Source organism: Mycobacterium venezuelense (genome assembly GCF_054919535.1).
This window is the reverse complement of record NZ_JBONDW010000006.1, coordinates 165,144-190,641: the sequence shown is the minus strand read 5'-3', so window position 1 is coordinate 190,641 and position 25,498 is coordinate 165,144. Positions and strand designations below refer to the sequence as shown.

At 65.2% G+C, this 25,498-nt stretch carries 23 protein-coding genes and 1 other RNA gene; 15 read left to right on the top strand and 9 right to left on the bottom strand.

Going from position 1 to position 25,498, the window contains the following annotated elements; genetic code table 11:
- Positions 1-7 precede the first annotated feature (7 nt).
- Positions 8-1,405 carry an acyl-CoA dehydrogenase family protein gene (locus ACRCUN_RS12050; RefSeq protein WP_462141865.1) on the bottom strand — a complete coding sequence of 466 codons (1,398 nt, stop codon included), beginning with the start codon at positions 1,403-1,405 and terminating at the stop codon, positions 8-10.
- Between the two features lie 171 nt (positions 1,406-1,576).
- Complete coding sequence (hisN, locus tag ACRCUN_RS12045; protein WP_462141864.1) at positions 1,577-2,359, bottom strand: histidinol-phosphatase; 783 nt, start codon at positions 2,357-2,359, stop codon at positions 1,577-1,579.
- Between the two features lie 23 nt (positions 2,360-2,382).
- On the opposite strand from hisN, the gene ACRCUN_RS12040 reads away from it, so the two are divergent.
- Positions 2,383-2,736 (top strand): hypothetical protein, encoded by a 354-nt coding sequence (locus ACRCUN_RS12040; RefSeq protein WP_462141863.1) that lies wholly within the window; start codon positions 2,383-2,385, stop codon positions 2,734-2,736.
- Positions 2,737-2,821: 85 nt separating this feature from the next.
- Here the strand turns inward: ACRCUN_RS12040 and ACRCUN_RS12035 are convergent, their stop codons facing one another.
- Positions 2,822-4,192, bottom strand: coding sequence for an FAD-dependent oxidoreductase (locus tag ACRCUN_RS12035; RefSeq protein ID WP_462142044.1), 1,371 nt, complete (start codon positions 4,190-4,192; stop codon positions 2,822-2,824).
- A gap of 163 nt (positions 4,193-4,355) precedes the next feature.
- On the opposite strand from ACRCUN_RS12035, the gene prfB reads away from it, so the two are divergent.
- The 10 genes from prfB (at position 4,356) to ACRCUN_RS11985 (ending at position 13,274) form a co-directional block, all read left to right on the top strand.
- Positions 4,356-5,462 (top strand): peptide chain release factor 2, encoded by a 1,107-nt coding sequence (prfB, locus tag ACRCUN_RS12030; protein ID WP_462141862.1) that lies wholly within the window; start codon positions 4,356-4,358, stop codon positions 5,460-5,462.
- The gene (locus ACRCUN_RS12025; protein WP_462141861.1) at positions 5,452-6,459 is read left to right on the top strand and encodes a mechanosensitive ion channel family protein; all 1,008 of its coding nucleotides are present in this window, start codon (positions 5,452-5,454) and stop codon (positions 6,457-6,459) included. Before prfB ends, ACRCUN_RS12025 begins: the two co-directional genes overlap by 11 nt.
- Complete coding sequence (locus tag ACRCUN_RS12020; RefSeq protein ID WP_462141860.1) at positions 6,456-6,974, top strand: Rv3103c family proline-rich protein; 519 nt, start codon at positions 6,456-6,458, stop codon at positions 6,972-6,974. The genes ACRCUN_RS12025 and ACRCUN_RS12020 overlap by 4 nt, the downstream gene beginning before the upstream one ends.
- A gap of 45 nt (positions 6,975-7,019) precedes the next feature.
- Complete coding sequence (gene ftsE, locus ACRCUN_RS12015; RefSeq protein ID WP_462142043.1) at positions 7,020-7,709, top strand: cell division ATP-binding protein FtsE; 690 nt, start codon at positions 7,020-7,022, stop codon at positions 7,707-7,709.
- On the top strand, positions 7,710-8,603 hold the full coding sequence (gene ftsX / locus ACRCUN_RS12010; protein ID WP_462141859.1) for a permease-like cell division protein FtsX: 894 nt from the start codon (positions 7,710-7,712) through the stop codon (positions 8,601-8,603).
- A gap of 2 nt (positions 8,604-8,605) precedes the next feature.
- Positions 8,606-9,091: an SsrA-binding protein SmpB gene (gene smpB, locus ACRCUN_RS12005; RefSeq protein WP_067857432.1), complete on the top strand. Its 486-nt coding sequence runs from the start codon at positions 8,606-8,608 to the stop codon at positions 9,089-9,091.
- Between the two features lie 161 nt (positions 9,092-9,252).
- Positions 9,253-9,621: a transfer-messenger RNA gene (gene ssrA, locus ACRCUN_RS12000) on the top strand.
- Between the two features lie 223 nt (positions 9,622-9,844).
- The gene (locus ACRCUN_RS11995) at positions 9,845-10,699 is read left to right on the top strand and encodes a cutinase family protein (RefSeq protein WP_462142042.1); all 855 of its coding nucleotides are present in this window, start codon (positions 9,845-9,847) and stop codon (positions 10,697-10,699) included.
- A gap of 52 nt (positions 10,700-10,751) precedes the next feature.
- On the top strand, positions 10,752-11,528 hold the full coding sequence (locus tag ACRCUN_RS11990; RefSeq protein WP_462141858.1) for a YwaF family protein: 777 nt from the start codon (positions 10,752-10,754) through the stop codon (positions 11,526-11,528).
- A 90-nt stretch (positions 11,529-11,618) separates the two neighbouring features.
- Positions 11,619-13,274, top strand: coding sequence for an alkaline phosphatase D family protein (locus tag ACRCUN_RS11985; RefSeq protein ID WP_462141857.1), 1,656 nt, complete (start codon positions 11,619-11,621; stop codon positions 13,272-13,274).
- Here ACRCUN_RS11985 and ACRCUN_RS11980 read toward each other — a convergent pair.
- The 4 genes from ACRCUN_RS11980 to ACRCUN_RS11965 are packed head-to-tail and all read right to left on the bottom strand — an operon-like array spanning position 13,249 to position 16,841.
- Positions 13,249-14,151 carry a diacylglycerol/lipid kinase family protein gene (locus ACRCUN_RS11980; protein WP_462141856.1) on the bottom strand — a complete coding sequence of 301 codons (903 nt, stop codon included), beginning with the start codon at positions 14,149-14,151 and terminating at the stop codon, positions 13,249-13,251. The genes ACRCUN_RS11985 and ACRCUN_RS11980 overlap by 26 nt on opposite strands.
- A 5-nt stretch (positions 14,152-14,156) precedes the next feature.
- Positions 14,157-15,257 (bottom strand): YihY/virulence factor BrkB family protein, encoded by a 1,101-nt coding sequence (locus ACRCUN_RS11975; RefSeq protein ID WP_462141855.1) that lies wholly within the window; start codon positions 15,255-15,257, stop codon positions 14,157-14,159.
- Positions 15,258-15,311: 54 nt separating this feature from the next.
- Positions 15,312-16,025: a phosphatase PAP2 family protein gene (locus ACRCUN_RS11970; protein ID WP_462141854.1), complete on the bottom strand. Its 714-nt coding sequence runs from the start codon at positions 16,023-16,025 to the stop codon at positions 15,312-15,314.
- A 57-nt stretch (positions 16,026-16,082) separates the two neighbouring features.
- Complete coding sequence (locus tag ACRCUN_RS11965; RefSeq protein WP_462141853.1) at positions 16,083-16,841, bottom strand: phosphatase PAP2 family protein; 759 nt, start codon at positions 16,839-16,841, stop codon at positions 16,083-16,085.
- A 258-nt stretch (positions 16,842-17,099) separates the two neighbouring features.
- On the opposite strand from ACRCUN_RS11965, the gene ACRCUN_RS11960 reads away from it, so the two are divergent.
- On the top strand, positions 17,100-18,074 hold the full coding sequence (locus ACRCUN_RS11960) for a YihY/virulence factor BrkB family protein (RefSeq protein ID WP_462141852.1): 975 nt from the start codon (positions 17,100-17,102) through the stop codon (positions 18,072-18,074).
- Here the strand turns inward: ACRCUN_RS11960 and ACRCUN_RS11955 are convergent.
- On the bottom strand, positions 18,071-19,027 hold the full coding sequence (locus ACRCUN_RS11955; RefSeq protein WP_462141851.1) for a DNA polymerase domain-containing protein: 957 nt from the start codon (positions 19,025-19,027) through the stop codon (positions 18,071-18,073). The two genes, ACRCUN_RS11960 and ACRCUN_RS11955, sit on opposite strands and share 4 nt — an antisense overlap.
- A gap of 204 nt (positions 19,028-19,231) precedes the next feature.
- Between ACRCUN_RS11955 and ACRCUN_RS11950 the strand changes: the two genes are divergently transcribed.
- The 3 genes from ACRCUN_RS11950 to ACRCUN_RS11940 all read left to right on the top strand — a co-directional run bounded on the left by ACRCUN_RS11950 (position 19,232) and on the right by ACRCUN_RS11940 (position 24,311).
- Positions 19,232-20,140 carry a metal-dependent hydrolase gene (locus tag ACRCUN_RS11950; protein ID WP_462141850.1) on the top strand — a complete coding sequence of 303 codons (909 nt, stop codon included), beginning with the start codon at positions 19,232-19,234 and terminating at the stop codon, positions 20,138-20,140.
- Positions 20,133-21,299, top strand: coding sequence for a PDR/VanB family oxidoreductase (locus ACRCUN_RS11945; RefSeq protein ID WP_462141849.1), 1,167 nt, complete (start codon positions 20,133-20,135; stop codon positions 21,297-21,299). The genes ACRCUN_RS11950 and ACRCUN_RS11945 overlap by 8 nt, the downstream gene beginning before the upstream one ends.
- 168 nt (positions 21,300-21,467) lie before the next feature.
- Positions 21,468-24,311: an MMPL/RND family transporter gene (locus ACRCUN_RS11940; protein ID WP_462141848.1), complete on the top strand. Its 2,844-nt coding sequence runs from the start codon at positions 21,468-21,470 to the stop codon at positions 24,309-24,311.
- Between the two features lie 83 nt (positions 24,312-24,394).
- On the opposite strand, the gene ACRCUN_RS11935 is transcribed toward ACRCUN_RS11940, so the two are convergent.
- Positions 24,395-25,282, bottom strand: a complete 888-nt coding sequence (locus ACRCUN_RS11935) for a glycoside hydrolase family 5 protein (protein WP_462141847.1) — start codon at positions 25,280-25,282, stop codon at positions 24,395-24,397.
- Between the last annotated feature and the right edge of the window lie 216 nt (positions 25,283-25,498).

Sequence of the window (25,498 nt, the reverse complement as noted above, 5' to 3'; positions counted from 1 at the left end):
CTTTCGCTTAGAGGACCACGACACCCTCGGCGACGCCGATGGCCCGCAGATCGCGGTACCAGCGCTCGACCGGGTGTTCCTTGGTGTAACCGTGACCGCCGAGCAGCTGGACCCCGTCCAGGCCGATCTGCATGCCCTTGTCGGTTCCGAGCTTGCGGGCCAGCGCGGCCTCGCGGGCGAACGGCAGGCCCTGCTCGGCGCGTGCGGCGCCGCGCCAGGTGATCAACCGCAGGCCGTCGAGTTCGATGGCGATGTTGGCGGTCATGAATGCCACCGACTGGCGGTGGGCGATCGGCTCACCGAATGCCTGGCGTTCCTTGATGTAGGGGATGACGTAGTCGAGCACCGCATGCGACGTGCCGACCGCGAGCGCGGCCCAGCCGAGCCGGGACAGGGCGATGGCCTCGGAGTAGTCCTGATCGGTCGCGCCGTCCTCACCCAGCCGGGCGCTGAGCGGCACGGCCACGTCGTCGAGCTCGATCTGGCCGAGGGCGGCGGCCCGGATGCCCATGCTCGGATCGGGCTTGACGGTTAAACCGGCCGACGAGGCCTCGACGATGAACAGCGCCGGCTTGCCGTTGAGTTGCGCTGCGACGATGAACAATTCGGCGTCGGCGGCGGCAGGCACCAGCGACTTGACGCCGGACAACCGGTAGCCGCTCGGGGTGCGGACCGCGGTGGTCTTGAGGGCGGTCGGGTCGAACAAGGCGTGCGGCTCGGCGATCGCCACGCACGCCTGCGGGACGTTCTCGCCTGCGAATTCCTTGAGGTAGGTGGCCTGCTGGTCGGCGCTGCCCCAGTGCGTCAGGGCCGATGCGACGCCGCCGGGCGCCAGGATCGGTAGCGCCAGACCCATGTCTCCGTACGCCAGCGCCTCGGCGACCAGGGCGTTCGTCACCGTGCTGCGGTGCTCGGCGATGCCGTCGAAGTCCTCGGGGACATTGACGGCGGTGATGCCGAGTTCGGCGGCCTTGGCGATCAGATCGGCCGGGTAGGCCGCGGCCTCGTCGGCATCGTGGGCGGCAGGCCGCAGGATCTCCTCGGCGAACTCGCTGACGGTCTCGACGATCATCTTCTGGTCGTCGTCGGGAGTCAGGTCGAACAGGTCGGCACTCCCGGCCTTGAGCCGCGTCGGCTCCTTGCCGAGGCCCTGGATCTTCTTGAACTGCCGGGTCGATGCGCCGGCGACCGAAAAGACCTGTTTCACACCATATTTCAGGCCGCGGTTCAGCGGATCGCGCAGTCCGTAGCGATCCAGGAACTCCTGGCCGACGATGGGAGTGATCAGCGCCAACCCGATGTCGGTCGCTGTCCGCTTGTGCTTTTGCAGGCCCACGGCGCTTTGCTGGCCGGAGCGTATGGGACGAGTTGCAGAGCCGTTCTTGGACGGCAGGGTGTTGGTCATGTCAGCTGCCTCTGGTGGTAGTGGCGACGCTTCTGACCGTATCTTACTCCGGAGTAAGATACGGAGGAGCTGTTACCAACCTCACAACACGTTGAGATTGCGCACCGGGTTGTGGCCGCCGCCGAACCACGGCCCTGTGCGCAGTTTGAGCGCGGGAATCCGCGTGGGCCGTCAGCTCTTCGAGAGCCTGCTCAGCACCGCGTCATGAAGCAGACCGTTGGTGGCCAGCGCGCTGCCGCCATGCGGCCCCGCCTGGCCGTCGATGCTCGTGAACGTGCCCCCGGCCTCGCGGATCAGGATGTCGAGCGGTGCGATGTCCCACAGCTTCACCTCGGGTTCGCACGCGATGTCGACCGCGCCCTCGGCCACCATGCAGTACGACCAGAAGTCCCCATAGGCCCGCACGCGCCAGACAGCGTCGGTCAGATCGACGAAGCGCTCGCGGCGGTCCTCCCATCCCGTCGTCAGATCGGAGTACGACAGGCTTGCCGACTCCAGGTCCTTGACCCCGGACACCGCCAATTTGCGGGTCGCACCGCCGAATGAGGCGAACGCGCCCTGGCCCTGTCCGGCCCACCAGCGGCGCGCCAGAGCCGGCGCGCTCACCACGCCGACAACGGGGACGCCGTCGGCGATGAGTGCGATCAGGGTGCACCACACCGGGACGCCGCGTACGAAATTCTTCGTCCCGTCGATCGGGTCGATTACCCACTGCCGGCCGCTGAAAGTCGTTGTGCCGCCGAACTCTTCGCCGAACACCAGGTCGCCGGGGCGCGCGGCGGCCAACGATGCGCGCAGCGCCTCCTCGGCACCGCGATCGGCATCGGTGACCGGCGTCAGGTCCGGCTTGGTCTCGACATGCAGATCCATCGCACCGAAGCGGTCCATGGTGAGTGCGTCGGCCTGATCGGCCAGTGCCAGTGCCAATGTCATGTCATCTGCGACGGTCGTCATGGCAGCAGTCCTACCATGGCGGGGTGTGGGAATTCGGCATGCTTGTCTTGCTCGTCGGTGCGCTCGTGTTGCTGCTGGCGCCCCGGATCATGCGGCGCCGCGGAATCGGCGGTGAACTCGCGAACGGCACGCTGCTGGTGACGGGGGTGAGCCCGCGGCCGGATGCGACGGGGGAGCAGTTCGTCACCATCACCGGTGTGATCAACGGGCCGACGGTCCGAGAGCACGTCGTGTATCAGCAGATGGCGGTCGATGTGAATGAATGGCCGACGATGGGCTCACTGTTCCCGGTGGTGTACTCGCCGAAAAACCCCGACAAGTGGGCGTTCGCGCCGGCCGGCCCGCCACCGGCGCCTCACGAGCCGCCGCCCGTCTGATCGCCGGAACTGCATTCCCGGTCGTTACCGGCGCCGCGCAACAGCCGTGACGTCAGTTTCGGCGATCGCATCGTCATCAGCCGTGTCAGCCGTGCCCGATCCGCAACAACTCCGCCAAACTCGCGAGCTTCACCCGCGGCCGGCCGGTCGGCTCCCCGGCGGCCCGCTCGTGGGTATCGATGAGCTTCCAATGGTCGCCGGTGACGAGTTTGGGCTGACGTTCCAGCAGCCACGCGACGAGTTTCTCGTCGTGATCGGGGCCGAAGTCGCGTAGCTCGCGCGAGTGCAGATCGTCGAGGAGCGTGTTGACGGTGTCCTGCGAATCCTTCTTGTTGCTGCCGATCACTCCGGAGGGTCCGCGCTTGATCCAGCCGACCACGTATTCGTTGGGGCTGCCGTCGACGCGGCCGTCGGTGTGGGGGATGGTGCCCGACCGTTCGTCGAACGGCAGGCCCGGAGTCGGCACGCCGCGGTACCCGACCGCGCGGACCACGAGCTGGACGGGCAGCTCCTCGCGGTCGCCGGTGTCCTTGGCGACCACCCGTCCGTCGGCGTCACGCACAAGTTCGTTGCGGCCCAACACGATCGACTCGACCCGGCCGTCACCGCGCAGTTCGATCGGCGACGTGCAGAACCGGAACACGATGCGGCGCTTGGCACCTCGAGGCTCTTGTTCGGCATAGCCGCGCAGCACCTTGATGTTCTGTTTGACGGTCTTGCCGGCCGCGTCGAGGTCTTCGTCGGTGATATCGGCGAAGTCGGCGGGGTCAAGGATGACGTCGACGTCGTCGAGCCCGTCGAGATCGTGCAGCTCACGCAGCTCCAGCGTCGTGAACGTGGCCTGCAGCGGTCCGCGGCGCCCGATGACGACGACTTCTTCCATGCCTTGGGCGCCCAATGATTGCAGGGCGTGGTCGGCGATGTCGGTGTTGGCCAGCGCCTTCGGATCGCTGACGAGGATGCGCGCCACGTCGAGGGCGACGTTGCCGTTGCCCACCACGACCGCACGACCGCCTGACAGGTTGGGTGCCATCTCACCGAAATGGGGATGCGCGTTGTACCAGCCGACGAAATCGACCGCGGCGACGCTGCCCGGCAAGTCCTCGCCCGGGATCTTCAGCGCGCGATCGGACTGTGCGCCCACGGCGTAGACCACCGCGTCGTACTGGTCGGCCAGTTCGGCGGCCTGTACGTGCTCGCCCACGGCGATGTTGCCGAAGAACCGGAATCGGGGGTCGGCCGCGGTCTTCTCGAACTGGGCGCTGATCGACTTGATCTTGGGATGGTCGGGCGCGACCCCCGACCGCACCAGACCCCACGGGGTCGGCAGCATCTCGATCATGTCGACGCGCACGTCGCGGTCGGCGTCGGAGGAATCGGCAAACTTCAGCAGTGATGCGGCAGCAAAGAAACCCGAGGGTCCTGAGCCGACGATCGCCACGTGGTATGGGCGCATCTTGGGCATGTAGTGCCTTACTCATCAACGTCTGTCGCTCGCTCTGCCATGCGCAAGGGGCTGTCGCGACGTGGCAGGGCCGGGTACACCCCGATGCTAAACGCGGATGCGCCGCCCTGCCGCCGGTCGGGAAGAACTGCCTCGACAGGTACCCTGAACCGTTGTGGATCCAGACCGTCAAGCCGATATCGCCGCACTCGACACCACTCTGACAACGGTGGAGCGGGTGCTCGACGTGGATGGTCTGCGTGGCCGGATCGAGAGCCTCGAGGCCGAAGCGTCGGACCCGAACCTGTGGGACGACCAGACGCGGGCGCAGAAGGTGACCAGTGAGTTGTCGCATGCGCAGGGCGAGCTGCGCCGCGTCGAGGATCTGCGCAGCCGGCTCGACGATCTCCCGGTGCTCTATGAGTTGGCGACGGAGGAGGGCGGAGCCGACGAGCTCGCCGAGGCCGACGCCGAGCGCAAGAAGTTGCGCGAGGACATCGAGGCGATGGAAGTGCGCACGCTGCTGTCGGGGGAGTACGACGAGCGCGAGGCCGTCGTCACCATCCGATCGGGTGCCGGCGGCGTCGATGCCGCGGACTGGGCCGAGATGCTGATGCGCATGTACATCCGCTGGGCCGAACAGCACAAGTACCCGGTCGAGGTGTTCGACACGTCGTACGCCGAGGAAGCGGGCATCAAGAGCGCGACGTTCGCGGTGCACGCGCCGTTCGCATACGGCACGCTCTCGGTCGAGCAGGGCACCCACCGGCTCGTGCGGATCAGCCCGTTCGACAACCAGAGCCGTCGGCAGACGTCGTTCGCCGATGTCGAGGTGCTGCCCGTGGTGGAGACCACAGACCACATCGACATCCCGGAAACCGACATCCGTGTCGACGTGTACCGGTCCTCGGGTCCGGGCGGGCAGTCGGTCAACACCACCGACTCCGCTGTTCGACTCACTCACATCCCGACCGGTATCGTGGTGACCTGCCAGAACGAGAAATCGCAGCTGCAGAACAAGGTCTCGGCGATGCGAGTTCTCCAAGCAAAGTTGCTGGAACGCAAGCGGTTAGAAGAACGTGCAGAGCTCGACGCGTTGAAGGGCGACGGCGGCAGTTCCTGGGGCAATCAGATGCGCTCCTATGTATTGCACCCCTACCAGATGGTGAAGGACTTGCGCACCGAGTTCGAGGTCGGCAACCCGGCAGCGGTACTCGACGGAGACATCGACGGATTCCTGGAGGCAGGAATCAGATGGCGCAACAGAAAAGATGACGATTAATACCCTGGCCTCGAACTGGGCCGCCACCACGCTCGCCTTCCCCATGGCCGAACGCTGGCACGACTTCTGGCACGGCGAAATCGGCGCCTGGATCCTGACCAAGGGTCTGCGGATCGCACTCCTGCTGATCGGCGCCCTGCTTGCCGCGCGCTTCATCAACTGGGCGGCGCAGCGGGTCGTGCGGCGCATCGACGCGGAATATGAGGAAAGCGATCAGCTGGTGCGCTCGGAGAGCGCCAAGCATCGGCAGGCCCTCGCATCGGTGATCTCGTGGGTGTCGGTAGCGCTGCTGTTCGTCATCGTGTTGGTCGAGGTCACCGACGTGCTGGCGGTGCCGATCGCCTCACTGGTCGCGCCCGCCGCGGTGCTCGGCGCCGCCCTTGGTTTCGGTGCGCAACGCATCGTCCAGGACCTGCTCGCCGGGTTCTTCATCATCACCGAGAAGCAGTACGGCTTCGGTGACCTGGTCAGGCTGACGATCGGGGCGGCCAACGAAGCGGAGGGCACGGTCGAGGACGTCACGCTGCGCGTCACGAAGCTGCGGTCGTCGGAAGGGGAGATGTACACCGTCCCCAACGGTCAGATCGTCAAGGCATTGAACCTGTCCAAGGACTGGGCACGGTCGGTCGTCGACATCCCCGTGCCGGTCGGCGCCGATCTCAACCTCGTCAACGACGTGCTCAACGAGGTCGCGGAGAAGGCCGCCGAGGACCGCGAGCTGTCGAAGCTGGTCCTCGACAAGCCGCAGTTGATGGGTGTCGAGAGCATCGGTGTCGACACCGTGAACCTGCGGATGGTCGCACGCACGCTGCCTGGCAAACAGTTCGAGGTGGGCAGGCGGCTGCGCGTGCGGGTCGTGCGCGCCCTGCGCCGGGCGGGCATCGTGACGGCGTCCGACGGGTCTGTCGCCGCCGCGGGCGACATCGTGCATCCGGTCGCCGTCGCCGAGGTGCAGAAGGCTGCGCCCCCGGCCGCGCCCGAGGAGCAGAAGAAGTGAAGTTCGACCTGAGTGCGGTCACCAACGGAGCCGCGCGCCTGTGGCGCAGCCGCCTCGGCAGGCTGCGGACGTCGACGCTGGTGCTGATCGTGGCATTCATCGCGCTGTCGTGGGTGCAGCAGAACTATGCGCCCAAGCCGGCGAGCACCGAGTCGCCCGCGACGCAGGTCGTCCCGCCCGGATTCGTGCCGGACCCCGACTACACGTGGGTGCCGCGCACCAACGTCGCGCCGCCGCGCACCACGACGCCGACGACGACTCCGACTACGACACCGGAAACCACCACGACGACCGAGGAGACGCCCACCACGACGTCCCCGACCGAGACCACAAGCCCGACCAGTCCGACGACCACAACGCCGGGGCCAGGGCCGCAGACCACGGTCGTCGACCCCGACGGCCCCGGCCTTCTGCCGCCGATCACGCTTCCGGTTTTCCCGGGCCCCGCGCCGCAGACACCGGCCGTCCAGCCGCAAATCGCCGACGAACCCGTCGCACCGGCACCGCCGCGATAGCTTGGCTCGCTCTATTAGTTCGCACCGCTACACTGGCGTGCCGTGATGATCACCCTCGACCACGTGACGAAGCAGTACAAGTCTTCGGCGCGCCCAGCACTCGACGATGTCTCGTTGAAGATCGACAAGGGTGAGTTCGTCTTCCTCATCGGGCCTTCGGGGTCGGGCAAGTCCACGTTCATGCGGCTGCTGCTGGCCGCCGAGCATCCGACGGCCGGCGACATCCGCGTGTCGAAGTTCCACGTCAACAAGCTGCGCGACCGGAACATCCCGAGCCTGCGCCAGGTCATCGGGTGCGTGTTCCAGGATTTCCGGTTGCTGCAGCAGAAGACGGTGTTCGAGAACGTGGCGTTTGCCCTTGAGGTGATCGGCAAGCGTTCCGACGTCATCAACCGGGTCGTACCGGACGTGTTGGAGATGGTCGGTTTGTCCGGCAAGGCCAACCGCCTGCCGAGTGAGCTCTCCGGTGGCGAGCAGCAGCGCGTGGCCATTGCCCGCGCGTTCGTGAACCGCCCGCTGGTGCTGATCGCCGACGAGCCCACCGGCAACCTGGATCCGGAGACCAGCAAGGACATCATGGATCTGCTCGAGCGGATCAACCGCACCGGGACAACGGTGCTGATGGCCACCCACGACCATCACATCGTCGACTCCATGCGGCAGCGGGTCGTCGAACTCGAACTCGGCCGGCTGATCCGTGATGAGCAGCGCGGCGTCTACGGAATGGATCGCTAAGTGCGCTTCGGCTTTCTCGTCAATGAAGTTCTGACCGGGCTTCGTCGCAACGTCACCATGACGGTCGCGATGATCTTGACCACGGCGATTTCCATCGGCCTGTTCGGCGGTGGTCTGCTGGTGGTGCGCCTCGCCGACCAGTCGCGCGACATCTACCTGGACCGGGTCGAGAGCCAGGTGTTCTTGACCGACGACATCTCGGCCAACGACGCCACGTGCGACTCGGACCCGTGTAAGGCGCTGTACCGCGAGATCGATGACCGCGACGACGTCAGGTCGCTGCGCTTCCTCAACCGCGAGCAGGCCTATGACGACGCGATCAAGAAGTTCCCGCAGTACAAGGACGTCGCGGGCAAGGATGCGTTCCCGGCCTCGTTCATCGTCAAGCTGAACGACCCCGAGCAGCACGAGGCGTTCGACAAGGCGATGGTCGGCCAGCCCGGCGTGCTCAACGTGCTCAACCAGAAGGACCTGATCGACCGGTTGTTCGCGGTGCTCGACGGCCTCAGTAGCGCGGCGTTCGCCGTCGCGCTCGTCCAGGCGATCGGTGCGGTGCTGCTGATCGCCAACATGGTCCAAGTCGCGGCGTACACGCGCCGAACCGAGATCGGCATCATGCGACTGGTCGGCGCGACCAGGTGGTACACCCAGCTGCCGTTCCTCGTCGAGGCGATGCTTGCGGCCCTGATCGGTGTCGTGATCGCCGTCGTGGGATTGATCGTGGTGCGGGCGGTGTTCCTGGAGAAGGCGCTCGACCAGTTCTATCAAGCGAATCTGATCGCCAGAATCGACTACGCCGACATCCTCTATATATCGCCGATACTGTTGTTCGTCGGCGTCGCAATGGCCGGTGTCACCGCGTATGTCACCCTGAGGCTTTACGTACGAAGGTAACTGTGACCAAGAAGTCCAGCCCCGCCGGCAACAAACAGATTGTGGCCAGCAATCGCAAGGCGCGGCACAACTACACCATCCTCGACACCTACGAGGCCGGCATCGCCCTGATGGGCACCGAGGTGAAGAGCCTGCGCGAGGGCCAGGCGTCGCTCGCCGACGCGTTCGCGACAGTCGACGACGGCGAGATCTGGCTGCGCAACGTCCACATCGCCGAGTACCACCACGGCACCTGGACCAACCACGCGCCGCGCCGCAACCGCAAACTGCTGCTGCACCGCAAACAGATCGACAACCTCATCGGCAAAATCCGCGACGGCAACCTCACCCTGGTCCCGCTGTCGATGTACTTCTCCGACGGCAAGGTCAAGGTCGAGCTCGCGCTGGCCCGCGGCAAGCAGGCCCACGACAAACGCCACGACATGGCCAAACGCGACGCCGAGCGGGAAGTGATCCGCGAACTCGGCCGCCGCGCCAAAGGGATGTGACCTAGTACCGCGAGCGTGCGCGTCTGCCGCCCGCCACGCCGTCAAATCCCAGCGTTTTCCGCACCCTCACCGGCCACGAGCGACACGGAATAATGGCTTGGCATTCCCGGTTGAGACTGGCGTACCATTGACTGTCCTGCCGAAAGTCGGCAGGGATGCGAGGGGCTGATCGGTTTCGACTTCGCGCATCGAATCAAGGGAAGCGTGCCGGTGCAGGCAAGAGACCACCGTAAGCGTCGTTGCAACCAATTAAGCGCCGATTCCAATCAGCGCGACTACGCCCTCGCTGCCTAAGCGACGGCTGGTCTGTCAGACCGGGAGCGCCCTCGGCCCGGACCCTGGCATCAGCTAGAGGGACCCACCCACGGGTTCGGTCGCGGAACCCGTGGGGACATCAAACAGCGACTGGGATCGTCATCTCGGCTTGTTCGCGTGACCGGGAGATCCGAGTAGAGGCATAGCGAACTGCGCACGGAGAAGCCTCGAGGACATGCCGTAGGACCCGGGTTCAATTCCCGGCAGCTCCACCGAGAAGATGCAGGTCAGGGACACAGTCCCTGGCCTGTTTTCTTTTGTCCTCCCCACCGGGTATGGCGCACGATGAAGCACCGCAAACCATCCACAGCCATCGTTGCTGGAAACACGTTAGATTGAGGCGTGTTTTCTCGCCGCATACATAGCCCCCGCACGGGCAGTACGCGGTCAAGTGGTCGCTGGGTCGGGCTTGGCGCTACTGCACTCTTCGCTGCGGGCATCCTGCTCGTGGCCCCGAACACGCCGCAGGCGGCCGCCGCCGACTGTGCCGACGCGGAGGTCGTCTTCGCGCGCGGCACGGATGAGCCGCCGGGTCTCGGCCGTGTCGGCGACGCCTTCGTCGATTCGCTGCGCAAGCAGGCTGCCGGCATGGACATCGACACGTACGCGGTGGATTACAAGGCCGGCAAGCTGCAGTTGAACGGCGGTGACGGCGCGAAAGACGCGATCTCCCACATCAAGTCCACGGTCTCGTCCTGCCCCGACACCAAGATCGTCTTGGGCGGCTACTCGCAGGGTGCGAGTGTGATCAACATCGTGGCGGGCAACCAACTGGGCGGCATCACCTGGGCCGATCCGCTTCCGGCTCAATACGCCGCCAACGTTGCGGCGGTCGCCACGTTCGGTGACGTGGCCACCCGCACCGGTGAATCGCTCGCGAGCCGCAGCACGCTGCTCAGTTCCAAGGCGATCGACCTGTGCAACCCCAATGACCCGATCTGTCACGCCGGTCCGGGCAACGAGTGGAGCGGACACACCGACGGCTACGTGCCCGTGTACACCACCCAGGCAGCCGTTTTCGTTGCGGCGAAGCTGCTGGCCGGGTTCGGTCAGACGCTGCCCGGGTACGGGCCGGACCTCGGGTACGGCCAGGCGAGCCCGGCATACGGACCGCCGACCGGATACGGCCCTGGGACGCCGGGGTACGACCCGAACACGACGCTGCACGGTCCACCACCGGGGTACGTCCCGGAGACGCCGGGGTACGGCCTGCAGCCACCCGGGTCTGTCCCGTCGACAACCGGGCCTACCGCGCCGTCTCCCGAAGTCGGATTGGTCTCGGCGGTCCGCTGACGAAACCGGCAGCCCGCCGGCATCAGCCAACGGCCGCGGGCCGCCTGCGATGATGAGTAATCGTTCCCTGCAATGGAACCGGGGGGAGTTGATCGAACTGATCTCTGCGGAACGGGAATTCGCGGCGTACGGCCCATCGCATTGGACGGTGCTCACCATATTCGCGATAGGCGCCGTGCTGCTGGTCTGGGTGGGGCGTCGGCAAACCGATTCGCAGGCCCGGCTTTTCGGCCGGGTCATGGCGGTGTTGATCGTCGTGGCGTTCGGCGTGGCGCTGGTGTACAAGCTGATCCGGCCGAACCTCGATACATCGATACCGCTGCAGCTGTGTGATATCGCGGAGCTGATGGCCGCCTATGCGTTGTGGTCGCAGCGGCAGTGGGCCTTCGTGCTCACGTACTACTGGGGGCTCGTTCTGAGCTCACAAGCGTTGTTGACACCGGACGTGGGCACCCCAGAGGAAGGTGCGCCGGATTTCCCGCACCACCTCTTCATCACCTTCTTCACGCTCCACCTGCTGGTCGTATGGACCGCCATCTATCTCACGTGGGGGCGGAGGATGCGGCCGACGTGGGTGCACTATCGCTTCGCGGTCTTCGTAACCCTCGTGTGGGTGTTTTTTACTTTCACCTTCAACGCCATCACGGGTACGAACTACGGCTACCTCAACAGGAAGCCACCGACGGCGTCGATCCTCGACTTGTTGGGCCCGTGGCCGGTATATCTGTTGGCCGAGGTCGCGGTCGTCCTCATCGTGTGGGCCCTGATGACCTGGCCATGGGTGCGAAGCCTGCGACCGGCCGCGGCACCCGGTTCCACTCGCAAATAAGTCAGCAATTCACAGCGAGCAGCTGGTACATGCCGGGGTTCCCCGCGAAAGTGGCAACGTCAGTGCGGCAGCTGTTCGTAAGGTGGATCGGTGACGCTACTGCTCGGTCCCGTCCTGCGGCACGTTTCAGACACCACGGCGGTGGTGTGGGTACAAACCGATTGCGCCGGAACAGTGGAGATCCTCGGCTGCTCGGCGCGAACGTTCGCGGTGCAGGGTCACCATTACGCCCTTGTCACGGTGACCAGGCTGACCCCGGACACCGCGACCGAATACGACGTCAAGGTCGATGGAGAAGTGGTCTGGCCGGCCGCGGACTCGTCTTTCCCGCCCAGTGTCGTCCGAACACGCGGGCCGGCGTCGACGCACCGGCTGCGGGCGATCTTCGGATCGTGTCGATACCCCAAGACCGGCGACAAGAAGGTCGACGCCAAACTCGGGCTCGACGCGCTGGACGTGTATGCCAGGCGGATGGCCACACAACCAATGGACGACTGGCCTGAAGCGTTGATCTTGCTCGGCGACCAGTTGTATGCCGACGAACTCACACCCGAGGCGAGGCGCCGCCTGACGGGCCGGAGACCCCGAATGAGAAGGCATGGGCGGCCGCCGGACGAGGTGGTGACTTTCGCCGAATACGAACGGCTGTACCGACATTCGTGGGGCGACCCCGAGATCAGATGGCTCATGTCCACGGTTCCGACGGCAATGATCTTCGACGATCACGACATACGGGACGATTGGAACACCTCGGCGTCCTGGCGCGCCGATATGGGGAAGAAGCCGTGGTGGCGTGACCGGATCCGAGCTGGACTGGCGTCCTATTGGGTGTATCAACACCTGGGCAATATGAGCCCGGCGGAGTTGGCCGACGATGAGGACTTTCAGCGGCTGGTGGCCATCGATGGCGAAACCTGGCCACATCTTGTCGATCTGGCAGACCGGGCCGATCGGGAGGTGGACGCCGGCAAGGGCATCAGATTCAGCTATCGGTGGGATCTGGGCCGCAGTCGGCTCATCATGATCGACTCGCGTAACGGCCGGATCCTTGATACCGGCGAACGCATGATGATCGGTGGACGCGAGTTCGCCTGGTTGGAGGCGCAAGCCACCGATGGCCTCGAGGAATTGGATCATTTGATGCTGGCGTCATCGGTGCCGTGGCTGATGCCGCCCGCCGTCGGAGACATGGAGGCGGTCAACGAGCGATACGCCGACCGGCCGGGGCGGCGCGGAAAACTTGCCGAAAAGACCCGCAGAGCAGTCGATTTCGAGCACTGGCCAGCGTTCCACAAGTCATTTCTACGTCTGGCCGACATGATTGCCCGGGTCGCAAGTCATCCCGACGGGCCGACGACTCTTACCGTGCTCTCCGGGGACGTTCATCATTGCTATGCCGCACGTGCCGAGTGGTCGGGAAGTGCGGGTGAGTCGGTGCGCGCGACGGTGCATCAACTCGTGTGCTCACCGGTGAACAACTATGTGCCGCTGATCCTGAAACCGGTGTTCAGACTGGGCTGGTCGCGCCCCGCGAGCGCACTCGCCCGATGGTGGGCACGTCGGCACGGCGTGCCTGCGCTTCCGCTGTCCTGGGCGAACACGTGCGGTCCGTTGTTCGGTAACACGATCGCCACTCTCCAAGTAGACGGCCGGAGCGCCGAGGTGCGTTTCGAGCAGCCCCGTGGCCCCGCGGTGCTGGAAGAGGTTGGCCGCGTGCAGCTCAGTCCTCGGGCACGCAAAACGTGAGCGCTGCCGGCACGATCTTCGCCCGCAACCGCTTGCTGAAACCCCGCTCCCCACCGTCGAGTTCGTACACGAAAGGCTCGGCGAACCTGACGTCGATCTTGCGTCCCTGTGTCATCTCGACGAACGGTGAGCGCGCCGAGCGGCTCGTGGCCGCGCGGCCAAGGGTTCGCGCCCACTGAAGGGCTCCCTGGGCCGTGACGACCCCGACGTCGAGGTAGCCATCATCGGGTTTCGCGTCGTCGAATGCGCGGATGCCGCCGGTCATCGTGCCGACATTGCCGAAGAGAACGCAGGTTGCCTCACCATCGAACCACTTGTGCCCGTCGACCCGAATCCTCGTGCGCACGGGCTCGTCCCGTACGTGACGTATCCCGGTCAGAACGTACGCGAGACGCCCGGCCCGGTCCTTCAGACCGCTATCGGCGTCGATGATCATCTGGGCGTCGAAGCCGGCGCCGGCCATCACAGCGAAGTGTTCGTCGTTCAGCTTGCCGAGGTCGAGCCGCCGTCGCGACCCGTGGAACGCAATCCGCACGGCCTCCGAAAGATCGGTGGGGATGCCGAGATTCCCGGCGAGTTGATTCGCAGTGCCGGCCGGGATGACCGCAACGGTGGCGTCCGAGCCGGCGAGCCCGTCCGCGCACCGCTGAACCATGCCGTCGCCGCCCCACACGAGTACCAGATCGACACCGTCCTCGACTGTGCGTCGGGCTCGCTTGCGCGCCTTGCGGCTTTTGGATACCTCGTGCCAGACGGGATCGTCGAACCCCTCGTCTGCAATCAGCTTCCGAAGCTCTTTCAGACCGCCACCAAGGGACTTCTTCCGGTGCGCGATGACGGCCACCCGTTGTGGCGATGCCGAAGATGCGGCGGCCATGGAGTTCAACCCTTTCGTGTCGGCGCGGGTTGCCCGTCGGCAACGGAGGCCGTAGCGGAAAGACCGTCTCGGTGTCCATCGAACGCCTTGCCGGTCCGAGGTTTCGGTGGAGGTTCGCTTTGCGCGGTGACGGTTCCGGATGATCCCTCCGTCATCAGCGGGTCAGCGGGAACTGGCGCAGGGACGCCTGCTCGGACGGCTTCGAGCTGGGCGGCGAAAGCGATACCGAGAAAAAGCGCCACCGAGGACAGGTTGGCCCAGAGCAGCAGGGCGAAGATCCCGGTCAACGGGCCGTAGGTGGTGCCGAACGATGCGCCCTTGGCCACATAGAGCGCGAGCAGGCCCGTGAGCATCAGCCAAAGCGCAAGGGATACACCGGATCCGACCGCCAGCCACGAGTATCCGGGCTGCTTGCGCCGGGGCGCGCGTTCCAAGACGACGGTGAACGACGCCCATGCCAGGATGACCCCGATCGGCCAGCGACCGATCCGCCACAGCGTCTCTGAGGTTTCGCTCCAGCCGTACACCATGGCCAGCGACTCACCGAGCGCGTTGCCGGCGATGATTACGAGGAACCCCAGCAGCGACAGCAGGCCCGCGGTCAACGCCATCAGCAGCGCCCTGGTGTACTTCCGCAGCGCGGGCCTGTCGCGTTCGATGCCGTATATGCGGTTGGCGCCCCGCTCGATCTGGCCCATCGCGGTGGTCAGTGCCACGATCGCGGCGATCAGACCGAGCCACAGGGCGAGCTGGCCTCCGCTTGCTCCTTGATCGCTGCTGTGTTGGGCGGCTTCTTGCATCATGTCGCCGTCGTCGCGGCCGGGCAGCACCCGACTGAGGGTGCGGGTGACGACCCGCGCCAACTCCTGGTGATTCAGTGCACTCGCCAGTCCGACCACCGCGATGACGAGCGGGATGAAACACAGACAGATCTGCAGCGCCAGGGCGCGCGCATGGGAGAAGCCGTCGGCGTACCTGAAGCGGATGAACGAGTTCTTGACGAGCTTCCAGCGGCCGTACCGGCGTAGGGTCGTGACTGCGTCGTCGACCGAAAGTTCGTCGCCGGAGATGGTGATCGTCTCCGGCACACGCGTCGCGGTGCTCATCTCGGACTCCTCACTCGGCGCATGAGCGGTCATCGACGCCGTGGGCGCGCATTGCTACCCGCCTACCAAGCGCCGGTCGGCGTCGGCGGCCGCGTGGCGCCGCCCGCCGGCATCATGGGTGCGCACGTAGACGATGACCACGGTCAGCCACAGAGCGCCGAGCAGCAGTCCAGCGAGCACGTCGGTCGGGTAATGCATGCCGCGGTACACGCGGCTGCCGGCAACCAGTAGCGGCACGGCCGCGCACACGACTACGGCGGCCACCGTGATCCACCGATAACGGCTGTGCCACAAGATGATTGCAGCGACCGAGCCGTAGAAGCACACGGCGGCGGCAGTATGGCCCGATGGAAACGACGAAGTCGGCGGCGCTTCGTCGAGATGCGGGACGCTCGGCCGGGGGCGGTCGATGAACAGCGTCGTCGCCACGAATATGGCCGTTTCGCCGGTAACCGCGTAGATGACCATCAGCGATTCGCGCCACCGGCCGAACATCCAGCGGAACGCCGCCGCGGCGAGCGCGGTCAGGGTGACTATGGTCGTGGTCTCGGACAGCGTCGTGATGATCTTGCTCTCCGAGATGCCCTCTTGTTGGCGGTATTCCACGAGCCGACGGGGCACCTCGGCATCCCACCGCCCGAGCGCCGTCGATGGGAGTACGTCGGTGAGAACGAAGCCCAAACCCACCATCAACGCGAGAAGACAAGCGGCCGGAATCAGCAGCCACAAGATGTCGCGGGCGACGCCACCGAACCGCTCCGAGATCATTGCCGTGGAATACCCACGCCGGCGACAATTAATTCTGGTGCGATGGAACCCAACCTGTCAGCGCTGCGTCATCGGATGCTCGGGGGTTCCCACGTCTGCCGGCCGCTCGACCGGCTGCCCGGTCTCGCGACGCCACGCCGCGTAGGCCCATGTCGTCACGGCCACCCAGCCGACACCGAGCGTGATACCGGCCAGCACATCACTGACGAAGTGGACACCCAGCACGATTCGCGCAAGGCCGACCGAGCTGACGATCAAGACAGCCACGATGACGGCAGCGACGCGGCCGCCGCGCGGCAGGAAGCGGAGAGTGATCAGCAGCAGCAGGCAACAACCGATCGACGCCCCGAGCGCATGGCCGGACGGAAACGACATTCCAGGCGCTGTCGAGACCGGATCCGGCAGAATCGGGCGGGCCCGGCCGACGATCTCCTTCAGCGCCAAGCCGAGCGCGGCACCCCCGAAGACCGCGACGACAAGCCAGATCGCATGGTGACGTTCGCCGCGGATCAAGTACACCAACGCGATCGCCGCGAGCGCGACGCGGAACACGTTCGGGTCGAAGACATCGCTGACGACCTCGGCGGACTTCACCAGTCCGGGATTTTCGACACCGATCCGGTTCAGCGTCTCGGCGGTGTCGGCATCGAGATTGCGAAGCGGCGGCCAGCCCGCGCGGACAAGCAGCAGGAGCGCCAGGAACGCGACCGCCGCAACGGGTGCGAGGACAACTCCCGCCCCGAGCCGCAGCCCGAAGTGCTCGTCGGCGGCCGACAGATGTCGTTCGATCGCCCACTTCCGCGCACTCTTCGCCATACCTGTGGCATCCCCTCAACACCCGCTCGGTAAACGAGAATGCGAAGCGGCAATGCCCACTCTCTCGATCCTTCGCCGCCAATACCGGTTGTCTAGACCCCGAAGCCGTCGACGGCGTCCGGGACCTTGTCGGCCGCTGGTTCAAGCTCGAGGAACCCGCGCTCGACACGTTGTTCGACTGAACCACGATTGCGTTTGCGCGCCGTGGGTATATCTGCAGCGTGCGGGCCTCGCCGCACTTGTGCGGTGGAGTACGTCATGGTGGGTTGGCTCGATCGACTGCAGCGGCGAAGCCGTGTCGCCGGCTTCCTTATCGCCGTCGTGTACAAGTACGTCGACGACCAAGGCAGCTACCTCGCCGCACTGATCACGTACTACGCGTTCGTATCCCTGTTCCCGGCGTTGCTGCTGTTGACCACCGTTCTGGGTGTGGTGCTCGTGGGCCGGCCGGATCTTCAGGAACAGATCTTGCAGTCGGCTGTCGCGCAATTCCCGGTCATCGGTGACCAACTCGGACAACCGCAAGGACTCAGCGGCGGCACGATCGGCGTTGTCATCGGCATCGCGGGCGCGCTGTACGGCGGTCTCGGCGTTGGGCAGGCCGTGCAGAATGCGATGGACACGCTGTGGGCGGTGCCGCGCAACAACAGGCGCGACCCCATCCGGGCCCGGCTGCTGAGTTTTCTGCTGCTCCTCGTGCTCGGTACGACGCTGATCGCTACGACGGTCCTGGCGGCTGTCGGGCGCGCGTCGGCGTCGTTCGGGTTCGCCGGGCGCGCGGGCATCGTGGTGGTCTCGGTGCTGATCAACGCCGGCGTGTGTCTTATCGTCTTCCGGTTCGCGACGGCCAGGACGGTGACTTTCCGGCAAGCTGCGCCGGGTGCGTTCCTGGCCGCACTCATCTGGCAACTTCTGCAATGGTTCGGCGCGATCTACGTCGCCCAGATCATCAAGACGTCGAGCGCGACGAACAGCGTGTTCGCCCTCGTGCTCGGTCTGTTGGCGTTCCTGTACCTGGTCGCGACGACGTTGCTGCTGTGCGCCGAAGCCAATGTGGTGGCCGCCGACCGGCTGTATCCGCGTGCCCTGCTGACTCCGTTCACCGACAATGTGAAGCTGACTCGCGGTGATCGCAAGACTTACACGGGTCAGGCTAAAGCGCAGCGCGCCAAGGGGTTTCAGCGTATCGATGTCAGCTTCGACGAGCAGAAGCCCAAAGGCGGGCAAACCTAGTCTTGCGCGCGGCGAGCGCGGGCCCGCCGTTTACCCTCGTGCATGGCGGCGACGCGGGCCACCGGGATGGTGTGGCCTTGTTCGACGAGATCGCCAGGCAGCTGCTGGGGCGGGGGCATCGAGTCGGTCCACGATCGCCGGCCCGCCAGAGCGTCGAGCGCTGTGTGCACTGTGAAATCCATTGGCTTGACGTGTTCTAACTCCGGCCATTCCAACGGAAATGACACGGGCAGGCCCGGACGCAGGCGTGGACTGTAGGCCGCGGCGACGGTCGCACCGCCCGACCGCGTCGAGTCCACGAACACCTTTCCGTGCCGGTCCTCGACAATGAAGGCCGTGGTCGCGATCGAGGGATCGAGTGCCTCGGCGCGGGCGGCGAGTGCGCGGGTGGCCGCAGCGACGTCGTCGACGGGGCACGTGGTGTCGATCGGCACGAACACGTGCAGCCCGCGCGATCCACTGGTCTTGACGACGCCGGCCAAATCACAGTCGGCGAGTGCTTGCCGCACCAGGTGGGCAACGGCGACGACCGCGGCGAAGTCTCCTGCGGTGGGTGGATCGAGATCGAGCACCAGATGCGTGGGCCGGTAGATGTTGTCCGAATGGCCGAGCGCTGGATGGTATTCGACAGCGCGCTGGTTGGCGAACCACAGCAGCGTGCGTCGGTCGTTGCATACGGCATAGTGGATTTCCCGCTTGGACGCCTCGGCCCAGATCGGAACTCTGGCCACCCATTCCGGTGTGTACTTCGGAATGTTCTTCTGAACAAAAGGTTTTTGCCCACGCAAAATTCTGAGCACGGTCAGCGGGCGGTCGGCGAGGACGGGCAAGATGTATTCGGCGATGCCGTCCAGGTAATCCACCAGATCCCGTTTGGTCGCCCCGTCTTCCGGCGCCAACTGCTCATCCAGGTTGGACAGACTCACCCCGGCGCGCTGCTCTCCGACGCTCATGAATTCAACCCTACGGTCACCTCAGCGCTTCGACCGTCGGATCGAATACGGAAGGCATGGCGGAATCTATGACGTTTCGCCGTTTGTGGGCGAAAGGCGCCAACCGGCGAGCGGGACGACGTTAGGGTGGCCGGAATTCTGACGCCAACGTCGAGATCCGGGTCATGCAGTTTGGCCGGTACGTGGGGCGGGAAAGCAGGGGCGATGAACGCACACCGGCGCATGCCGGACGCCGCGGACGAATTCGAACCCGAAGAAGTGGCACTTCGTCCGAGGAACGTCCGCTTCGACTTAGCCAATGCGCCGTTGCACTGGATCCCGGGCGATCCCTACGCATCGCATGCTGCCACCGCGTTGAACCTCTTCCTACCGGTCGCGGAGCGGTGGTTCAGCAAGTTGCTGGCGGACTCGCTGGAATACGTGCGCGACGACCACCTCCGGGAGGAGATCGTCGGCTTCATCGGGCAAGAGGCCGTGCATGCCAAGACGCATGACGACGTCCTTGTCGATTACCTGCACCGACACGGCATCGACCCGGCACCGTTTCTGAGCCAGCTCGAATGGGTCGCCGAGCAATACGAACTGCGGACAGCCCGGGCGACCCCGCTGCGCAGGCGCAAGGCTCTCGCCTCGGGGACGCATGCCCTCAGCGCGGCCGAGCATTTCACCGGAGTACTCGGGCAGTGGTCGCTCAACAACGCGTGGGACGGATTGGGAGTGAACCCGACGCTGGCCGATCTCTACCGCTGGCACGGCGCGGAAGAAGTCGAGCATCGTCACGTCTCCTACAACGTCGCAAAGTACTTCGGCATGGATTACGTCGCCCAGGCGGTGGCCGGGATATTGGTGAGCTTCGCATTCTTCACGATGATCTTGCGCGGCTTGAAGTTCATCGTTCACGAGGACCCCTCGTTGCCGAACGACGGATACCTCCGGATCTTGTGGCACCTTCGCCAGTCCGGCAAAAGCGGCGCCATCCCGACGATGGGCTTCCTCGTCCGCTCGGGGCTGACACTGCTGCGGCGGGACTACAACCCGGCCGACGAGGGGAGTACCGCGCAGGCGGTTGCGTATCTGGCCACCTCGCCGGCGGCCCGAGCGTGCTATGGATGAGCCGTCGGGGTATCCCGCCGAGCGGCATCGGTTGGGACGGCGTCTTTCGGCGTTGGTCAAGCCGTACGCGGGCGAACCGCCGCCTGGACTGTACAAGCCGGCCACGCCCGATCTGCTGATCCGGTTGGCCGGAACCGCGATACCGCACTTCCTTTCGGTGGTGATGCGCCTGGGCGGCGACCGGGAGCTGCCGCAGCTTCCGGAGTCCGTCAACCGCAGGCCGGTGCGGGTCGTCAGTCGCAAAATCGTGGCGCACGACCCGGTTACGGTCGAGTTGATCTTCGGCTCGCCAAACGGCGGCGTACTGGGGCGCTGGCACGCGGGTGCACATATCGACCTTCATCTGCCGTCGGGGCGCACCCGGCAGTACTCCTTGTGCGGTGATCCGAGCCGTCGGGACGAGTACCGAATCGCGGTGCGACGGATCGCTGCGCCCGACGGCGGCTCAGCGGAGGTGCACGGTCTCACCGTCGGCCAGAGCGTGGAGGTCAGCGATCCGCGTAACGCCTTCATGATGCCGCTGCCGGGATCTGGGTCGCGGGCCGAGAGGCTGCGGTTCATCGCGGGCGGTATCGGGATCACCCCGATCCTGCCGATGACCAAGATCGCCGAACAACGCAGTGTCCCATGGTCATTGCGCTACACCGGCCGACACCGCGGCAGCTTGCCGTTCCTCGACGAGCTGCAGGCGTACGGGGACAAGGTACACGTGCGGACCGATGACGAGTGCGGCCTGCCGACCGCGGCCGATCTGCTCGACGGGGTGGACGACAAGACCGCGGTTTACATGTGTGGCCCGCCGCCGATGATGGCCTTGGTGCGGCGCAGCATCCCGGTGGGCTTCGAGGTGCATTCCGAACGGTTCTCCCCGCCGCCGGTCGTCGACGGGGCACCATTCGAGCTGAAACTGGCGCGCACCGGGGAGGTGGTGCCGGTCCGCGCGGACCAAAGCGCACTGGCAGCGCTGCAGGAGGCCAGGCCGGACGCGAGTTACTCGTGCCGACAGGGCTTTTGCGGTACGTGCGTCCAGCAGGTGACCGCGGGTGAGGTCGAGCACCGCGACAGCACTCTCACCGGGCGCCAACGTGAGCTTGGCCAGATGCTGGTATGCGTATCGCGCGCCAAACACGACGGTGGACAGCTGGTCCTGGACATCTAGCCGAGCCGAAAACTGCGATTGAGCTGTGAATATGCTGTCAGTGGGCCGCGATATCAGTGATTGACACTGACACTTTGACCGGCTAGGTGTATTACACGCGACGGCGGATGTGTATCGCCTGCGACCTGTCCACGGGGCGACAGTGGCCTGATCGAAGGGCGGGCGCGGATGAGCGGCATCGATACCAGGCGTAGGCGGTTCGACTCCGGCATCGCCAATGCCATCCGGGCACTCGCGCTCCCGATCCTGCTCGGTTGGGTGGTCGTGACTGTCCTGACCAACGTTCTCATCCCGCCGCTGGAGAAGGTGGGGGAGGAAAACACTGTCGGCTTGAGCGCCAAGGACGCACCCGCGATGATCGCGATGCGCAAGATCGGCAGCGACTTCCAGGAGTTCGATTCCGACAGCAACGCCATGGTGGTCCTGGAAGGCCAGCAGCCGCTCGGCGACGACGCTCATCACTACTACGACGGGGTTGTCGACAAACTGGAAGCCGACACCGCTCACGTGCAGCATGTGGCGGATTTCTGGGGTGATCCCCTCACGGCATCCGGGGCCCAGAGCAACGACGGCAAATCCGCCTACGTCCAGGTCTACCTACGCGGAAACCAGGGCGAGACGCTCGCGAACGAGTCCGTGGCGGCGGTGCGGGACATCGTCGCGCAATCCTCGCCGCCGCCGGGCATCAGTGTGTACGTCACCGGCGGCGCACCGTTGGTCTCCGATCAGCACCATGCCGGCGACAAGAGCATCGCGAAGGTCACGGCGATCACCCTCGTGGTGATCGCCGTGATGCTTCTGATCGTCTACCGATCGATCGCGACCATGATCCTGGTGCTGCTGATGGTCTTCCTCGAGCTCGGGGCGGCCCGCGGAATCGTGGCCACCCTGGCTCACTTCGGGATCATCGGCCTGTCGACCTTCGCGGTAAATCTGCTGACTCTGATGGTGATCGCCGCTGGGACCGACTACGCGATCTTCGCGATCGGTCGCTATCAGGAAGCGCGCGGCGCAGGGGAAAGTCGGGAAGCCGCTTACTACACCATGTTCCGTGGCACCGCCCACGTCGTTCTCGGGTCCGGCATGACGATTGCGGGCGCGATGCTGTGCCTCAGCTTCACTCGCCTGCCGTACTTTCAGACGATGGGCGTGCCGTGCGCGGTGGGCACCTTCGTCGCTGTCGTCGCTGCGTTGACGATGGGCCCCGCGGTCATCGTGCTCGGCAGCCGGTTCGGACGGTTCGAGCCCAAGCGCAGCATCCGTTCGCGCGGCTGGCGTCGCGTCGGCATCGCGGTGGTGCGGTGGCCTGGGCCGGTTCTGGCCGCAACGCTGGGCCTCGCGCTCATCGGCCTGCTCACCTTGCCGGGCTACAAGACGAATTACGACGCCCGCAAGTACCTGCCGGCCGATCTGCCGGCGAACGTCGGATATGCCGCGGCCGAAAGACACTTCAGTGCCGCGCGGATGAACCCCGAGCTGCTGATGATCGAGACGGATCACGACCTGCGCAATCCCGCCGACTTTCTCATCATCGACAAGGTCGCCAAGGCGATCGTCCGGGTGCCCGGCGTCTCCAGGGTTCAGGCGATCACCAGACCCAACGGTCGTCCCATCGAGCACACGTCGATCCCGTTCCTGTTGAGCCGGCAGGGCACGACCAACACGATGAACCGGAAATATCAGCAGGACCGGATGGCCGACATGCTCGTCCAGGCCGACGAGATGCAGAAGACCATCGACACGATGGAGCAGATGTCGCACCTGACCCAGCAGATGGCCGACACGACGCATCAGATGGTGACCAAGACCAAGGCGATGACGATCGACATCGCCGAATTGCGGGACAACATAGCGGATTTCGATGACTTCTTCCGTCCCGTGCGCAATTACTTCTATTGGGAGCCGCACTGCTCCGACATCCCGGCATGCTGGTCGATCCGGTCGATCTTCGACACGCTCGACGGTATCGACACCATGACCGACGACATTCAGGCGCTGTTGCCCGACCTGGAACGCCTCGATTCTCTGATGCCGCAACTGGTCACGCTGCTGCCCCAGCAGATCGAGACCATGAAGACGATGAAGACCATGATGCTGACGATGTATGCGACCCAGAACGGTCAGCAGGATCAGATGGCTGCGATGCAAGAGAATTCGACCGCCATGGGCAAGGCGTTCGACGACGCCCGCAACGACGACACGTTCTACCTACCGCCGGAAGCCTTCGACAACAAAGACTTCAAGCGCGGCATGGAGAACTTCATCTCACCCGACGGCAAGTCGGTTCGGTTCATCATCAGCCACGAGGGTGACCCCGCGACGCCGGAGGGCGTGGATCACGTGGACCCCATCAAGTTGGCTGCAAAGGAGGCGATCAAGGGTACGCCGCTGGAGGGCTCGAAGATCTATCTGGCGGGCACGGCGGCAACGTACAAGGACATGCGAGACGGTTCGTTCTACGATCTGCTGATCGCCGGAATCGCCGCGGTGTCATTGATTTTCATCATCATGTTGATCATCACCCGCAGTGCGGTGGCGGCGGCCGTGATCGTCGGAACCGTGCTGCTGTCCCTCGGTGCGTCGTTCGGTCTGTCCGTGCTCGTCTGGCAGCACCTCCTGGGGCTTGAGTTGCACTGGATGGTGCTGGCCATGTCGGTGATCCTGTTGCTGGCGGTCGGTTCGGATTACAACCTGCTGCTGGTGTCACGCTTCAAGGAAGAACTCCCGGGCGGGCTCAAAACCGGGATCATTCGAGCGATGGCGGGCACCGGCTCCGTGGTGACATCGGCTGGTCTGGTGTTCGCCTTCACGATGGCCTCCTTCGCGTTCAGCGATCTACGGGTCATGGCGCAGGTAGGCACCACGATTGCCCTCGGATTGCTGTTCGACACACTGATCGTGCGGTCTTTCATGACGCCGGCCATCGCGGCCCTGCTGGGACGCTGGTTCTGGTGGCCGCAGGTGATCCAGTCGGCCGCGTCCAAACGTCGCCTCGCTGGGCTGCGGACGTAGCGTTACGACAGCGTCGGCTCCGGTGGCCGGAACCAAGCGGCGGGCCGTCGTGCCGGCCGGCCCGCCGCTCATGTTCGAGGGCGCTACACGAGGGCAGCGACCGTGTCGAAGTACACGCCCTTGGGAGCGCCTGCGCTGTCCTTGATCCCGTAGCCACCGCCATCGCCCGCGGTGTCCTGGTAGCAGAAGAACCATGTGGGCGGGAAGTTGGGATCCTGATTGGCCAATTGCCATGTCAGCCAGTCGGATGCGTCCGCCAGGCTCACCTTGTCCGGCGTGATGTAGCCGACCTCGGTGAAGGCCATCGGTCGGGTATCACCCTTGGACGCCTGCACCGCCTTGAGCGCGTCGATCTGCGCGATGCCGAACGGGGTCGTCCGGGGATCCACAAAGGTGGCGTTCTGGTCGTCCTTGATGCTGTAGGGGTGGTATCCCAGCAGGTCGTAGTCGCCGCTCTCGCCGCCCGCGTACATGCCGTTCAGCCAGTCCACTGGAGACCAGTTTTTGCCCAGCGGCGACTGGAAGGTCGGGTACGCGGCGAGCCCTGCCGAGATGACTTGTGACCCAACGGCTCTGATGCGTGGCGCGGCAGCCTTGAGGTACTTGACATAGTTGGCCGGGCTGCCGATGTTGAACGCGATGATGTTGGGCTCGTTCCACACCTCGTAGTACGGAATGTTGCCGAAGATCTCGGTGCACTTGCCCACGAAGTTGCCGAACCCGGTCGAGCTGTGATTGAACGGATAGTGGATGCCCAGGCATGGCATGGCGGTCAGGCCGCGAGCGTCCAGCGCGGTCTTCACAGCCCGGACCGGGGTGTAATTGGTCTGGCCGAACGCATTGCTCAGGTAGCCCCAGTCGACAGCGAATCGCACTGTGTCGAAGCCCATCCCGGCAATGCCGTCGAGTGTGGCGGCCAGCGCGGACGACGACAACTGACACAGGTTGCTTTGGTTGATACCGATGGTCACTTCAGTTCCCCCTTCTTCGAGTGGTTCGCCCGAACGCTGGGCGATCCGGCAGCAGGACCATACGGGAGATGGCTGACATCGCGATGGCGCAGTCGGCCGGGTTCTGCGCCGCTCGTGGTGGCCGAATGCATGGGTGATATCCCGGCGGCGAAGGGGTTTCGCCGGGGCCTCAGTGCGTCGGCAAAGGGGGCAGCTGCTGCGTGTTCGAACGGTTTG

Bases quoted from the DNA above. Each gene is read 5' to 3' on its own strand.
- ACRCUN_RS12050 (WP_462141865.1), bottom strand. From the start codon at position 1,405: ATGACCAACACCCTGCCGTCCAAGAACGGCTCTGCAACTCGTCCCATA.
- hisN (WP_462141864.1), bottom strand. From the start codon at position 2,359: ATGACGACCGTCGCAGATGACATGACATTGGCACTGGCACTGGCCGAT.
- ACRCUN_RS12035 (WP_462142044.1), bottom strand. From the start codon at position 4,192: ATGCGCCCATACCACGTGGCGATCGTCGGCTCAGGACCCTCGGGTTTC.
- ACRCUN_RS12025 (WP_462141861.1), top strand. From the start codon at position 5,452: ATGACGATTAATACCCTGGCCTCGAACTGGGCCGCCACCACGCTCGCC.
- ftsE (WP_462142043.1), top strand. From the start codon at position 7,020: ATGATCACCCTCGACCACGTGACGAAGCAGTACAAGTCTTCGGCGCGC.
- ACRCUN_RS11990 (WP_462141858.1), top strand. From the start codon at position 10,752: ATGAGTAATCGTTCCCTGCAATGGAACCGGGGGGAGTTGATCGAACTG.
- ACRCUN_RS11980 (WP_462141856.1), bottom strand. From the start codon at position 14,151: ATGGCCGCCGCATCTTCGGCATCGCCACAACGGGTGGCCGTCATCGCG.
- ACRCUN_RS11975 (WP_462141855.1), bottom strand. From the start codon at position 15,257: ATGAGCACCGCGACGCGTGTGCCGGAGACGATCACCATCTCCGGCGAC.
- ACRCUN_RS11970 (WP_462141854.1), bottom strand. From the start codon at position 16,025: ATGATCTCGGAGCGGTTCGGTGGCGTCGCCCGCGACATCTTGTGGCTG.
- ACRCUN_RS11965 (WP_462141853.1), bottom strand. From the start codon at position 16,841: ATGGCGAAGAGTGCGCGGAAGTGGGCGATCGAACGACATCTGTCGGCC.
- ACRCUN_RS11960 (WP_462141852.1), top strand. From the start codon at position 17,100: ATGGTGGGTTGGCTCGATCGACTGCAGCGGCGAAGCCGTGTCGCCGGC.
- ACRCUN_RS11955 (WP_462141851.1), bottom strand. From the start codon at position 19,027: ATGAGCGTCGGAGAGCAGCGCGCCGGGGTGAGTCTGTCCAACCTGGAT.
- ACRCUN_RS11950 (WP_462141850.1), top strand. From the start codon at position 19,232: ATGAACGCACACCGGCGCATGCCGGACGCCGCGGACGAATTCGAACCC.
- ACRCUN_RS11945 (WP_462141849.1), top strand. From the start codon at position 20,133: ATGGATGAGCCGTCGGGGTATCCCGCCGAGCGGCATCGGTTGGGACGG.
- ACRCUN_RS11940 (WP_462141848.1), top strand. From the start codon at position 21,468: ATGAGCGGCATCGATACCAGGCGTAGGCGGTTCGACTCCGGCATCGCC.